Raw genomic sequence first — 14,026 nt, 5'->3', positions numbered from 1 at the left:
GCTTGCTAGATGAGATTCTAGACATCATATAGTGCTGTTTGTTAAGTCCAGCTAGTGAGTGAGATTTCACCACTATTGAGCCAGATTTCTGTCTGGTCATCAAGCTGGATAAGGAGTTGTCCTTTGTCGGAGATGTCCTTGGCGACTCCTTTTTTTTCAGTCTGATCTTGGATAAAACTGACCTCTCTTCCTAGAACAAGAGAGTGTTCTTTATAAAGATAGAGTAGTTCTTCGGGTGCTGTTTGGTAGAAACAACGCCAAATTTCTGAGATTAGTTCGTTTCGTGTGATAGGAGCTGGTGGTGTAAAGAGACTTCCAGCTTTTTCTTTTATCTCTTTGGGAAAATCGCTGATGGCAAAGTTGATTCCAACACCGATAATGACATCTGTAACCACCCCTGTCTCAACTGATGTCATCGCTTCGGTAAGGATACCTGCCATCTTTTTATTTTTAAAGTAGATGTCATTTACCCATTTGATATCTACTTCTATCATAGTTAGGTTTTTAATGGCTTTGTAGACTGCAGCAGCTACAAGGAGAGTATAGGATGGGAGCTTTTCATAGGGAAGGTTTGGTTGAATATGCAGGGACATATAGATCCCACCCTGAGATGGAGAATAGTAGGGACGCTGAAAGCGGCCACGACCTGCTGTTTGACAGGTTGAAAGATAGAGTGTATTTCCATTGTTTCCAGCCTCAATCCCTTCTTTTGCATCTGTTTGGGTTGATTTGGTCTCAGGTTTGTAGCGAATGGTTAAGTTGGTGTTCTCCTGAATCAAATCAGGCAATATCAGATCGCCTTGAATAAGCTTATAGCCTCTATTTTTGATACTGTCAATTTCTAGGCCTTCTTGTTGAAGACGTTGGATCGCTTTCCATATAGATGTACGGCTTAAATTCAGTTCTTCTCCGATTTTTTCTCCGCTAACATAGTCGTTTTCTCTAGCTAATATTTGGTAGACTAGTTGGTGTGATTTCATTGTTTTTCCTTTCTAGCTAAGAGGGAGTGAGAGTATTCTTTTCGAGTTTGACTAGGTGTTTTATGGAAAAACTGCTTGTAGGCTTTTGAGAAATGTAGTGGATCTGAAAAACCCACAGAATACGCAATGACTTTGATCGTTTCAGTGGTGTGTTCTAGTAACTGTTGAGCACGGTTCATTCGAACGAAAAGTAAATATTCTTTTGGAGAGAGTTGGTGAAATTCTTTAAACACACTAGTTAAGTAACTTCTATGAACCGATAGCTCTTTAGCTAAATCTTGAATGGTGAGCGATTGTGGATAGTGACTATCAATTAATTGTTTGCAGTCAAGATAGAGTTGGTGGGTTGATGAAATATTCTCTTTTTTCTGTTTGGGAGCAATAGTTCCTAGATGAAACATTAGTTCATGGAGTTGTCCCATGATGTGGAGTTGAGCCAATTCATTTGATTTTGTAATCTGAGCGAAGCGGACAATATCTGAGATGAGTTTTGCAGTTGTTTGTGTATGACAGTTATTTGACTGGATGAGGTAGGATTGGTCAGAAATTTGAGATAGAGCAAAGTAGTCAGGTGCCCTCCCTCCGGAGATCCCCAACCAGTAGTAAGCCCAAGGATCCTGGCTATCTGCTTGATAGAATGTTAATTCATCTGGTTTTAGTAAAAAGAAATCTCCTGTCTTTAAATCAACAATTTTCCCATTATAATGGAACTGACCTTTTCCTTTAGTAATGTAATGTAGTACATAGGTATCTCGAATAGCTGGGCCAAAAGAGTAGTTAGGCGTGCATTCTTCATAACCGTAGAAGCTAAGAGAAAGATCAATTGTTCCAGTCTGGTATTCTGAAAAAACGAGCATGGGCCACCTCCTACCTAACATTTTACCATACTTTAGAGACATTTTTCTATTTTAGAAAGCGCTTTTATTTGCTAAAATTTTATCAAGAAATGGATGAGGTACAATTTATGGGAATTCGGATAGAGAATAATCTATTTTACGTTGAGAGTAAAGGTTTAAGTTTGATTATTGAAAATAGGGATGGGTACTTATTATTAAAACATTTAGGAAAGACTATTAAGAACTATAGAGGTTCTAATAGTGTTTATGAACGCGATCATGCTTTTTCAGGTAATCCAACAGCTACTAATCGCACCTTTAGTTTGGATACGCAACGTCAAATTTTTGGACAACATGGTTTAGGTGATTTCAGAAGACCAACCTTACAGGTTCAGCATGATGCAACTGAAGTAACAGACTTTCGATTTGTAGAAGCAAAGATTTTAAAAGGTCAGAATGGTCCACAGGGCTTACCTTCTCCTCACAGCATGGATGATACAGAAACTCTTGCCTTGATTTTAGAAGATCCTCAAGCTAAACTTAGTCTGACTTTGTATTATACTGCTTTTGATAATGATGCGACAATTGCTAGCTACAGTAAATTAGAGAATAATAGTAATCAGGAAGTTGTCATCCATAAAGATTTTTCTTTCATGGCTGATTTTCCTGCTGCAGCTTACGAAATAGTAACTCTGCAGGGTGCTTATGCTCGTGAAAAGACTGTTCGACGTCAACAGGTAGAACAAGGAATCTTTTCGATTAGTTCGAACCGTGGTGCTTCTGGTCATGCTCAAACACCAGCTCTTCTACTATGCGATCAAGGAGCCACAGAGGATGCTGGGAATGTGTTTGCTCTGCAACTACTGTATAGTGGAAACTTCGAAGCTTTTGTCCAAAAGAATCAACTGAATGAAGTTCGGGTGGCTATTGGTATTAATCCAGAAAATTTTTCTTGGAAGTTAGATCCTGAGGAAAATTTTGAAACACCGGTAGCTTTAGTGACCTATTCAGATAAGGGATTAACTGGTATTAGTCATGAAAGTCAGAATTTTGTACTTAAGTACATTATGCCAAGTAAATTTTCTAAAAAAGAGCGTCCAATTCTAATTAATAACTGGGAAGCTACCTACTTTGACTTTCAGAGAGAAAAATTGTTAGAACTAGCTGATGAAGCTAAGAAAGTTGGTATTGAACTTTTTGTATTAGATGATGGGTGGTTTGGTAATCGCTTTGATGATAATCGTGCTTTAGGTGATTGGGTTGTGAATGAGGAAAAATTGGGTGGAAGTCTAGAAAGTCTGATTTCAGCGATCCATGAAAGAGGTTTGCAGTTTGGGCTTTGGTTAGAACCGGAGATGATTTCTGTTGATAGCGACTTGTATCGTAAACATCCTGACTGGGCCATTCAGGTTCCAGGTTATGAGCATACCTATTCTAGAAATCAATTAGTACTTAATCTTGCCAATCCCCAGGTAGTAGGATATTTGAAAAATGTCTTAGATGAACTCCTCTCTCATCATAAAATTGACTACATCAAATGGGATATGAACCGTAATATTACTAATCTGGGGAATGGTTCAGTTTATCTGGAAACCCAGATGCAATCTCATCAGTACATGCTGGGGCTTTACGAACTCGTTTCTTATCTGACAGAGAAACACAGTCATATTCTCTTTGAGTCTTGCTCTGGTGGTGGTGGACGAAATGATCTTGGTATGATGCGTTATTTCCCACAGGTCTGGGCTAGTGATAATACAGATGCTATTGCACGTTTACCAATTCAATACGGTTCATCCTATCTCTATCCAACCATTTCTATGGGGGCTCATGTGTCAGCAGTACCAAATCATCAGATGGGACGAATGACACCATTGGAAACTCGCGGTCATGTGGCAATGATGGGAAATCTGGGCTATGAGCTTGATTTGACAAGTTTATCAGATGAAGAGAAGGCTGAGATTGCTAATCAGGTGAACTTGTATAATGAATTGCGACCAGTAGTCCAGTTGGGAAATCAGTATAGGTTAATCAATCCCGATGCTGAATCCAATGAAGCAGCTGTGCAATTTAACTATGGAAATCAAACGATTGTAACCTACGTCCGAGTCCTATCAGTTGTGGAAACAATGGAAACCACCTTGAAACTGAAAGATTTGGAGGTGGAAGGGCTTTATGAGCTGGAAGGGACAAACATTGTTTACTCGGGTGCAGAGCTCATGTATGCAGGTTTAACTGTTACCTTATCACCAGGAGATTTTTTGAGTAGACAGTATAAATTCAAAAGACTATAATAAAAGCGTATAAATTTATCAAGGAGGCATTCCAATGAAATGGTATAAGAAAGCAGGTTTTCTTTTAGTAGCTGGGGCAAGTTTACTAGGCCTAGTGGCTTGTGGTCAGAACAATCAATCAACTGATGGCAAGGTAACGATTGAGTTTTTTAACCAGAAGACCGAGATGGCAGATACCTTGCAAAAGATTGTGGATGATTTTGAAAAGGAACACCCTAATATTGATGTGAAGCTGACTACAGTACCTTCAGCTGGAATTGTTCTAAAGACTCGGATTTTATCAGGAGATGTTCCAGATATTATTAATATCTATCCTCAAAATATGGATTTCCAGGAGTGGGCGAAGGCAGGTTATTTTTCAGATATGACAGGAAAACCCTATCTTGAGAACATCAAGAATGACTATGCCGAAAAGTATGCAATCAATAACAAGATTTATAGTGTGCCTTTAACGGCCAACCTTTATGGAATCTATTACAATAAAACGAAGTTTAAAGAATTAGGACTTGAGGAACCGAAGACTTTTAAAGAGTTTCAAGAGATTGTTAAAAAGATAAAAGATAGTGGAAATTCTCCGTTTGCGGTTGCAGGCAATGAAGGCTGGACATTAAATGGTTACCACCAACTTTCTCTCATTACTCTTACGGGTAGTGGAGATGCGGCTAATAACTATCTTCGCTTTTCAAAACCAAACGCAATCTCTGCAGATGATGCTATTTTAAAAGCAGATGCAGAACGACTCGATTTATTAGCAGATAATGCTCAAGATGGTTGGCGTGGAGCCTCTTATAATGATGCGGTGGTAGCATTTTCGAGTGAAAAAGCCTTGATGATGCCACAAGGATCATGGGCATTAGCCGCAATTAATCAACAGGATCCAAAATTTGAGGTGGGGATGTTTTCCTTTCCTGGAGAAGAAGTAGGAAAAGAAGTCACTGTTGGTGCAGGGGATATGGCATTATCAACTTCAGCTACTACCAAACACCCTAAGGAAACCGAAGAATTTATCAGCTATATGACTAGTCCAAAAGCTATGCAGTCATACTATGATGTAGATGGATCACCTGTTGCGGTAAAAGGCATACAGGAAAAAGAAGATTCAGCGCTTGCAGCTATTTCTAAACTGGCTTTTACGGACAAACATTATGTTTGGTTGGGCCAACGCTGGAACTCTGAAGAAGACTTTTTTAATCTAAGTGCAGGTTACCTGATGGATAAAAATCTGAAAAATATGGCAAACAATCTCAATGCTTTCTTTAATCCAATGAAGGCAGATTTGGACTAGAATAGGAGTTAAGATGATATGGCTATTCGAAAATTTTTAAATAAATACTGGGGTTGGACGTTTTTGCTCATCCCGCTTGCTTTACAAGCTATCTTCTTTTACTTTCCAATGGTACAAGGTGCTTTCTATAGTTTGACTAACTGGACTGGATTGACCTATAATTATAAATTTGTTGGTTTAAATAACTACAAATTGCTGATGATTGATGGGAAATTCTTCACAGCCATAGCCTTTACTTTGATTTTAACTCTGGCATTGATTGTTGGTGAGATTACAATTGGGATGGTTGTGGCACGAGCCTTAAATTCTAAGATGAAGGGGCAGACCTTCTTTAGAGCTTGGTTCTTTTTCCCAGCTGTTTTGTCTGGTTTGACAGTTTCCTTGATTTTTAAACAATTCTTCAACTATGGGCTTCCAACGATTGGAAAAATTTTAGGAATTAGTTTTTTACAAGAGAGTCTATTAGGGACACCTGTCGGAGCGGTAGTGGCAACTATTTTTGTTCTTCTATGGCAAGGAGTAGCTATGCCAATCATTCTCTTTCTTGCTGGTCTTCAGAGTATTCCAACTGATATTTTAGAGGCAGCATCAATTGATGGTGCAACCAGTAAACAAACTTTTTGGAAGATTGAATTGCCCTATTTACTGCCAACGATCTCAATGGTTTTTATCTTGGCTCTTAAGTCTGGTTTGACAGCCTTTGACCAAATTTTTGCGTTGACGAGTGGTGGTCCAAATAATGCTACAACGTCTCTTGGACTTTTAGTCTACAACTATGCTTTCAAGAGTAATCAATATGGATATGCGAATGCAATTGCCTTGATTTTATTCTTAATTATTGGAATTGTTTCTCTGATCCAAATCAAGCTATCAAAGAAATTTGAAATCTAATAGAGGAGTCCTACACATGAAAAAAGAAGAAAAATTGAATCAGTTTTGGAAATACGTCCTCTTGATAGTCGGTGGTATTCTTATACTTGTTCCTTTGTTGGTAACAGTATTTAGTTCTTTCAAGACAACTAAGGATATCATGAATCATTTCTTTAGTTTGCCCAATCCTTTTACGTTGAGTAATTATGAACGATTGATTTCGGATGGAATTGGAGGCTATTTCTGGAATTCAGCAGTTATTACGGTGTTATCATTGATTGTAGTGGCTTTCTTTATACCAGCTGCAGCTTATTCCATTGCTCGAAATATGTCCAAGAAAAAAGCCTTTGCAATTATGTATTCGCTCTTGATCTTAGGGATATTTGTTCCATTTCAGGTGATTATGATTCCCATCACAGTTATGATGAGTAAACTCGGTCTAGCGAATATGTGGGGGCTAGTAATACTCTACTTAACTTATGCTATTCCACAGACTCTCTTCTTGTATGTTGGTTATATTAAAATCAGTATACCAGATAGTTTAGATGAAGCTGCAGAAATTGATGGGGCTGATCGTTTTACAACTTATCGTCGAATCATTTTTCCAATGTTGAAGCCCATGCATGCGACAACTTTGATTATCAATGCCCTCTGGTTCTGGAATGACTTTATGTTGCCACTTTTGATTCTGAATAAGGATTCCAAGATGTGGACTTTGCCTCTCTTCCAATACAACTATCAAGGTCAGTACTTCAATGACTATGGCCCAAGCTTTGCATCTTATATTGTGGGAATTGTAACGATAACCATTGTCTACCTCATCTTCCAAAAACATATCATTTCAGGAATGAGTAACGGGGCAGTGAAGTAACAAGATACAAAGCCCGTTAAAAGCTCACAGTGAAAATAGGGAATCTGAATAAGAAGCCTTGGCTTCTTGGAAGATTCATCTTTTTCACACAGAGCTTAGGGCGTGTTCAATTAAGATACAAAGGAACGGTTCAGCTTATTGATAATTCAAGAGAAAAATAAAGTAGTACTTAGTTTGTCACAGTCTATATTAGTACGAGTTCAATGTGAACAAAAATCTAAAAATATCTTTCATTTACGAAGCCAGGTCATATAAGACTTGGCTTTCATCAGAAAAAGGAGAACATCTATGACCATTCAAAATAAAACTATGTTGATTACTTATTCAGATAGTCTTGGAAATAACCTTAAAGACTTATATGAGAATTTGGAAGAACATTTTGGCGATGCTATTGGGGGAGTTCACCTTCTACCATTTTTCCCATCAACAGGTGATCGTGGATTTGCGCCAGTTGACTATGATGAAGTGGATTCAGCTTTTGGTGATTGGGAGGACGTTAAGCGTTTAGGTGAGAAATATTATCTTATGTTTGACTTTATGATTAATCATATTTCTCGTCAATCTAAGTATTATAGGGACTATCAAGAAAAACATGAAGCCAGTGAATTTAAAGATCTCTTTTTAAACTGGGATAAGTTTTGGCCAGAGAACCGTCCGACACAGTCTGACGTAGATTTAATCTACAAGCGTAAGGATCGTGCACCAAAGCAAGAGATTGTATTTGCAGATGGTTCAGTAGAACATTTGTGGAATACCTTTGGTGAGGAGCAGATTGATCTTGATGTGACCAAAGAAGTAACGATGAGATTCATCCGTAAGACGATTCAACATCTAGCAAGTAACGGGTGTGACTTGATTCGTCTAGATGCCTTTGCTTATGCAGTGAAGAAATTGGATACCAATGATTTCTTTGTGGAACCAGATATTTGGGATTTATTGGACAAAGTTCGAGATATCGCTGCTGAGTATGGGACAGAGCTCTTACCTGAGATTCATGAACACTATTCGATTCAGTTTAAAATAGCGGACCATGATTACTATGTTTACGATTTTGCCCTTCCAATGGTGACCCTTTATACTCTTTACAGTTCCAGAACAGAGCGCTTGGCTAAGTGGTTAAAGATGAGCCCGATGAAGCAATTTACGACACTAGATACTCATGATGGAATTGGAGTGGTGGATGTCAAAGATATCCTGACTGATGAGGAAGTTGACTATGCTTCAAATGAGCTCTATAAGGTTGGAGCGAATGTCAAACGGAAGTACTCCAGTGCAGAGTATAACAATCTAGATATCTACCAAATCAATTCAACCTACTATTCTGCGCTTGGAGATGATGATGTCAAGTACTTCCTCGCTCGTCTGATTCAAGCTTTTGCTCCAGGCATTCCTCAGGTTTACTATGTGGGTCTATTAGCAGGAAAAAATGACTTGAAATTGTTAGAAGAAACCAAAGAAGGTCGAAATATTAATCGTCATTACTATAGCAACGAGGAAATAGCAGAAGAAGTTCAACGTCCTGTGGTGAAGTCTCTTCTCAATCTATTTTCTTTCCGTAATCAATCAGAGGCCTTTGACCTAGAAGGGACTATTGAGATAGAAACACCAACAGCTCACAGCATTGTAATCAAACGTCAAAATAAAGATAAGTCTGTAACAGCAGTAGCAGAAATTGATTTGCAAAGTCAGACCTATCAAGTATTGGAAAACGGCAGAAAAATTCAGTTCTAGTGCTATATTAATGAAAGAGTTTTTTTGTGGCGAAAACGTGTTCATTGTTCCCAAATGACAGAAAAAATGGTAGAATATAAAGATAGTTTAGCATTTATCTTCTGGAGAAATCCAGAACAGAAAGGATCCGTTTTGAAATCAATTGGATTACTGGATAAGATAAGAGGGCTTTCGAAAAAAGATTTCTTTTTGTATTTGATGATCATAAGTATCTTTTTACCTTTTTATTTGTTCTTAGCGCTCTTTGCTTTATATTTGATAGGTTTACTTGTTACTGGGGAGATGAAGGGAATTATCAAAGGATTAATCAAACATCCTGTACTTCTCTTTTTTATTGCCTATAGTAGTATCATCTCTATCGTCGCCAAGAACTGGCTTGGATTGGTTGCATCTTTACTGATGTTTCTCTTCCTCATTTTCTTTAGCTTCTACCAGAAACGTCTGACGCATGCTTTCTTTCGACTGATTCTGCAGACAATCTTGTTTGGTAGTGTGCTCTCTGCGGCTTTTGCTACTTTGGAGCATTTTCAAATTGTAAAGAAATTTAACTACGCCTTTCTTTCGCCCAATATGCAAGTATGGCACCAGAACCGTGCAGAGGTCACCTTCTTTAATCCTAACTACTATGGGATTATCTGTTGCTTCTGTATCATGATAGCTTTTTATCTCTTTACAACGACGAAGTTAAGATGGTTAAAAATCTTTTGTGTGCTAGCAGGTTTTGTGAATCTATTTGGTTTGAATTTTACGCAAAATAGAACGGCCTTTCCTGCCATCATTGCTGGTGCAATCATTTATCTTTTTACAACCATTAAAAACTGGCGCGCCTTCTGGCTCAGTATTGGAGTTTTTGGGATTGGCCTTTGTTTCCTCTTCTCAAGCGATTTGGGTGTCCGTATGGGAACGCTAGATTCTTCAATGGAGGAGCGTGTTTCAATCTGGAATGCGGGTATGACTTTGTTTAAACAAAATCCGATCTGGGGTGAGGGTCCACTGACCTATATGAATTCCTATCCGAGAATTCATGCACCTTACCACGAACACGCGCATAGTCTTTACATTGATACTATCTTAAGTTATGGTTTGATTGGAACAATTCTCCTATCCATTTCATCGGTTATCCCGGTTCACATGATGATGGATATGAGTCAGGAGTCTGGCAAACGACCAATTATCGGTCTTTATCTCTCCTTCCTGACAGTTGTTGCTGTACATGGAATTTTTGACTTGGCTCTCTTCTGGATTCAGTCAGGATTCATCTTCTTGCTGGTTATGTGCAGTCTACCACTGGAACATCGAACCTTGGTTTCCGAAATGACAGATTAAGTTGATCAAGATTAGAGATCTTCTACTTTAGGTAGGAGGTCTTTTTTGTTGGTGGAAATTATTTCTAAATCGAAATAGTTGACAGATGGAACGAGAGGTGTTACAATGAAAATAATTCGATATAGAAATAAATTGGAGAGGTCATGAAAGATAGTCATTTAGTTGCCCATCATATTCGTTTGCTGAATGGGCGGATTTTTCAAAAGTTACTGAGTCAGGATCCGGAGGCTCTTTATCGAAGTGAGCAGGGCAAGATTCTCACTGTTTTATGGAATAGTGAAACTGGCTGTGCAACTGCGACAGATATTGCGCTGGCGACTGGTCTCGCCAACAATACGCTTACGACTATGATTAAGAAACTTGAGGAGCAAAAGCTGATCACGATTAGTCCATGTGGGGTAGATAAGAGGAAGAAATATGTCAAGTTGACAGAGCGGGGTTGGTCCCAGAAAGAAGTGGGCCATCGTATCAGTCAAAAACTGGATGCTATTTTTTATAAAGGATTCACTGAGGAAGAAATTCGCCAGTTTGAAAGTTATCAGGAACGCATTTTGGACAATCTGAAAGAGAAAGCAAATGAGGAATAAATCATGTCAAAACAAGTTGAAAATGCCCAAAATCTATATATTCATGCTATTCAAGACGGACGAGTTGCTGAGGCTCAAGCTCAGTCTGTAGGGGATACTTATATCCAACACTCGACAGGTGTGCCAGATGGGAAAGAAGGGTTTGCGGCTTTCTTTGCAAATTTCTTTGAGCGCCATCCCGAGCGTGAGATGAAAATTGTTCGCACTATTGAGGATGGCAATCTGGTCTTTGTTCATGTTCATCAATATCTCAATGGTGGGGAAGCTCAATGGGTGACGACAGATACTTTCCGTGCGGATGAGAACGGCCGTATCGTGGAGCATTGGGATGTGATTGACTACTATCGAACACCTGAAAATGACCAATTAGACCAGATTTTTGGAGATTTTGAGATCAAGGATTTGGACAAGACAGCAGAAAATAAAAAGTTGGTTCGCCGTTTCTTGACAGAAATCTTTCAAAACGGCGAACTAGAGCAGTGGAGTGATTATGTGGCAGACGATTTGATTCAGCATAATCATGAGATTGGCCAAGGAAGTCAGGCTTTTAAAAACTATGTGGCTGAACATGATGTCACTTTCGACTTTGTTTTCCAGCTTTTGGGACAAGGAAACTATGTGGTTAGCTATGGCCAGACTCAGATTGACGGAGTTGCCTATGCCCAGTACGATATTTTCCGTTTGGAGAAAGGCTTGATTGTGGAGCATTGGGACAATAAGGAAGTCATGCCTAAGGTAGAAGACTTGACTAATCGAGGAAAATTTTAAATAGAGGACTAAGAATGATTGAATACAAGAATGTAGCGCTACGCTATACAAAAAAAGATGTTTTGAGAGATGTCAATTTACGAATCGATAATGGAGAGTTCATGGTTTTAGTTGGGCCTTCTGGGTCCGGTAAGACGACCATGATTAAGATCATTAACCGTCTCTTGGAACCAACTGATGGAAATATTTATATGGATGGCAAGCGCATCAAAGACTATGATGAGCGTGAACTTCGTCTTTCTACTGGTTATGTTTTACAGGCCATTGCTCTGTTTCCCAATCTAACGGTTGCGGAAAATATTGCTCTCATTCCGGAGATGAAGGGGTGGAGTAAGGAAGAGATTGCGAAGAAAACAGAAGAGCTTTTAGCTAAGGTTGGTTTACCGGTAGCTGAGTATGGGCATCGTTTGCCTAGTGAATTATCTGGTGGAGAACAGCAACGGGTCGGCATTGTTCGTGCCATGATTGGTAAGCCTAAGATTCTCCTCATGGATGAGCCCTTTTCGGCCTTGGATGCTATTTCGAGAAAACAGTTGCAGGTTTTGACGAAAGAATTGCATAAAGAGTTTGGTATGACAACGATTTTTGTGACCCATGATACGGATGAAGCTTTGAAATTGGCGGATCGTATTGCTGTTTTGCAGGATGGAGAGATTCGTCAGGTGGCGAATCCCGAGACCATTTTAAAAGCTCCTGCAACGGACTTTGTAGCAGATTTGTTTGGAGGTAGTGTTCATGACTAATTTGATATCAACTTTTCAGAATCGTTTTGGTGATTGGGTAACAGCTCTATCTCAACATTTGCAGTTGTCACTTTTAACCTTGTTACTAGCTGTTTTTATCGCGATTCCCTTGGCTGTTTATCTTCGTTATCATGAAAAGATAGCGGACTGGGTCTTGCAGATTGCAGGGATTTTCCAGACCATCCCGTCTCTAGCCTTGTTAGGACTCTTTATTCCCTTGATGGGAATTGGGACCTTGCCTGCTTTGACTGCTCTGGTGATTTATGCGATTTTCCCGATTTTGCAAAATACCATTACTGGGCTGAAGGGAATTGATCCAAGTCTGCAAGAGGCTGGGATTGCCTTTGGGATGACTAGATGGGAGCGTCTCAAGAAGTTTGAAATTCCACTTGCCATGCCTGTCATTATGTCTGGGATTCGGACGGCAGCGGTCTTGATCATCGGTACGGCGACCTTGGCAGCCTTGATTGGGGCTGGCGGACTGGGTTCCTTTATCCTTTTGGGAATTGACCGCAATAATACTAGTCTGATTTTGATTGGGGCCCTTTCTTCTGCAGTGCTGGCCATTGCCTTTAACTTCCTACTAAAAGTGATGGAAAAAGCAAAATTGCGGACGATTTTCTCTGGTTTTGCCTTGGTGACCATATTACTCGGTCTGTCTTATAGTCCAGCCCTTTTGGCTCAAAAAGAGAAAGAAAACTTGGTGATTGCTGGGAAATTGGGACCAGAACCCGAAATTTTGGCTAATATGTATAAATTGTTGATTGAAGAAAATACCAGTATGACTGCGACTGTTAAGCCGAATTTTGGGAAAACAAGCTTCCTCTATGAAGCTCTGAAAAAAGGGGATATTGATATCTATCCTGAATTTACTGGTACGGTGACTGAAAGTTTGCTTCAGCCATCACCCAAGGTAGGTCATGAGCCAGATCAGGTTTATCAGGTGGCGCGTGATGGCATTGCCAAACAGGATCATCTGGCCTATCTCAAACCTATGTCTTATCAAAATACCTACGCTGTAGCTGTTCCGAAAAAGATTGCTCAAGAATATGGCTTGAAGACCATTTCGGACTTGAAAAAAGTGGAAGGACAGTTGAAGGCCGGTTTTACTCTCGAGTTTAATGACCGTGAAGATGGCAATAAGGGCTTGCAATCAATGTATGGTCTCAATCTCAACGTAGCGACCATGGAGCCAGCCCTTCGCTATCAGGCAATCCAGTCAGGTGATATTCAAATCACGGATGCCTATTCAACCGATGCAGAGTTGGCGCGTTATGATTTGCAGGTCTTGGAGGATGACAAACAACTCTTCCCACCTTATCAAGGGGCTCCACTAATGAAAGAAGCTCTTCTCAAGAAACATCCTGAGTTGGAGACAGTTCTCAATAAACTAGCTGGTAAAATTACTGAAAGCCAGATGAGCCAGCTCAACTACCAAGTCGGAGTTGAAGGCAAGTCAGCAGAACAAGTAGCCAAAGAATTTCTACAAGAACAAGGCTTGTTGAAGAAATAGCTTGACAATGCTAAACTCAACTTTGTTAAATAATCATATAGAAAAATGCTCAGGCAATCTTGTCTGGGCTTTTTTGGTGTCAGAAGTAATGATTTTCATTTTTAAATGGAAAATAAGAGGAAATTCTCAGGATTTTCTAAAATTTTACTGTAAATACACTTGACTATTCACAAAATAGGTGTATAATGTGTTGTGAACTACTTAACAAATAAAGATTTCCAGCTC

12 protein-coding genes are annotated in these 14,026 nt (G+C 39.4%); 10 read left to right on the top strand and 2 right to left on the bottom strand.

Translation table 11 applies throughout. The annotated features are described in order from the left end of the window. Positions 1 to 41: 41 nt before the first annotated feature. Both birA and HMPREF9188_RS07980 read right to left on the bottom strand, forming a co-directional pair. Positions 42 to 980, bottom strand: coding sequence for a bifunctional biotin--[acetyl-CoA-carboxylase] ligase/biotin operon repressor BirA (birA, locus tag HMPREF9188_RS07985; protein WP_009730529.1), 939 nt, complete (start codon positions 978 to 980; stop codon positions 42 to 44). After that, the gene (locus tag HMPREF9188_RS07980) at positions 977 to 1,837 is read right to left on the bottom strand and encodes an AraC family transcriptional regulator (RefSeq protein WP_009730528.1); all 861 of its coding nucleotides are present in this window, start codon (positions 1,835 to 1,837) and stop codon (positions 977 to 979) included. The genes birA and HMPREF9188_RS07980 overlap by 4 nt, the downstream gene beginning before the upstream one ends. 107 nt (positions 1,838 to 1,944) lie before the next feature. Here HMPREF9188_RS07980 and HMPREF9188_RS07975 point away from each other — a divergent pair, with 107 nt between their 5' ends. The 10 genes from HMPREF9188_RS07975 (at position 1,945) to HMPREF9188_RS07930 (ending at position 13,801) form a co-directional block, all read left to right on the top strand. After that, the gene (locus tag HMPREF9188_RS07975) at positions 1,945 to 4,107 is read left to right on the top strand and encodes an alpha-galactosidase (RefSeq protein WP_009730527.1); all 2,163 of its coding nucleotides are present in this window, start codon (positions 1,945 to 1,947) and stop codon (positions 4,105 to 4,107) included. 34 nt (positions 4,108 to 4,141) lie between these two features. After that, positions 4,142 to 5,392, top strand: a complete 1,251-nt coding sequence (locus HMPREF9188_RS07970) for an extracellular solute-binding protein (protein WP_009730526.1) — start codon at positions 4,142 to 4,144, stop codon at positions 5,390 to 5,392. A gap of 18 nt (positions 5,393 to 5,410) precedes the next feature. Beyond that, on the top strand, positions 5,411 to 6,283 hold the full coding sequence (locus HMPREF9188_RS07965; RefSeq protein ID WP_009730525.1) for a carbohydrate ABC transporter permease: 873 nt from the start codon (positions 5,411 to 5,413) through the stop codon (positions 6,281 to 6,283). A 16-nt stretch (positions 6,284 to 6,299) separates the two neighbouring features. Then, entirely contained in the window at positions 6,300 to 7,133 is an 834-nt protein-coding gene (locus tag HMPREF9188_RS07960) for a carbohydrate ABC transporter permease (RefSeq protein ID WP_000711267.1), read from the top strand. 288 nt (positions 7,134 to 7,421) lie between these two features. Then, entirely contained in the window at positions 7,422 to 8,864 is a 1,443-nt protein-coding gene (gene gtfA, locus HMPREF9188_RS07955) for a sucrose phosphorylase (RefSeq protein ID WP_009730524.1), read from the top strand. Between the two features lie 132 nt (positions 8,865 to 8,996). Further along, on the top strand, positions 8,997 to 10,190 hold the full coding sequence (locus HMPREF9188_RS07950) for an O-antigen ligase family protein (protein WP_033588981.1): 1,194 nt from the start codon (positions 8,997 to 8,999) through the stop codon (positions 10,188 to 10,190). Positions 10,191 to 10,333: 143 nt separating this feature from the next. Next, positions 10,334 to 10,777 carry a MarR family winged helix-turn-helix transcriptional regulator gene (locus tag HMPREF9188_RS07945; RefSeq protein ID WP_009730522.1) on the top strand — a complete coding sequence of 148 codons (444 nt, stop codon included), beginning with the start codon at positions 10,334 to 10,336 and terminating at the stop codon, positions 10,775 to 10,777. 3 nt (positions 10,778 to 10,780) lie between these two features. Continuing rightward, positions 10,781 to 11,545: a nuclear transport factor 2 family protein gene (locus HMPREF9188_RS07940; protein WP_009730521.1), complete on the top strand. Its 765-nt coding sequence runs from the start codon at positions 10,781 to 10,783 to the stop codon at positions 11,543 to 11,545. Between the two features lie 14 nt (positions 11,546 to 11,559). Further along, a complete protein-coding gene (locus HMPREF9188_RS07935; protein WP_009730520.1) occupies positions 11,560 to 12,288 on the top strand; it encodes an ATP-binding cassette domain-containing protein in 729 nt (242 codons plus the stop codon). Further along, positions 12,281 to 13,801, top strand: a complete 1,521-nt coding sequence (locus HMPREF9188_RS07930) for an ABC transporter permease/substrate-binding protein (RefSeq protein WP_009730519.1) — start codon at positions 12,281 to 12,283, stop codon at positions 13,799 to 13,801. Before HMPREF9188_RS07935 ends, HMPREF9188_RS07930 begins: the two co-directional genes overlap by 8 nt. The last annotated feature ends 225 nt before the right edge of the window (positions 13,802 to 14,026 follow it).

It is taken from the genome of Streptococcus sp. F0441, assembly GCF_000314775.2.
Lineage (GTDB): Bacteria > Bacillota > Bacilli > Lactobacillales > Streptococcaceae > Streptococcus.
This window is presented reverse-complemented; position numbering and strand designations above follow the sequence as displayed.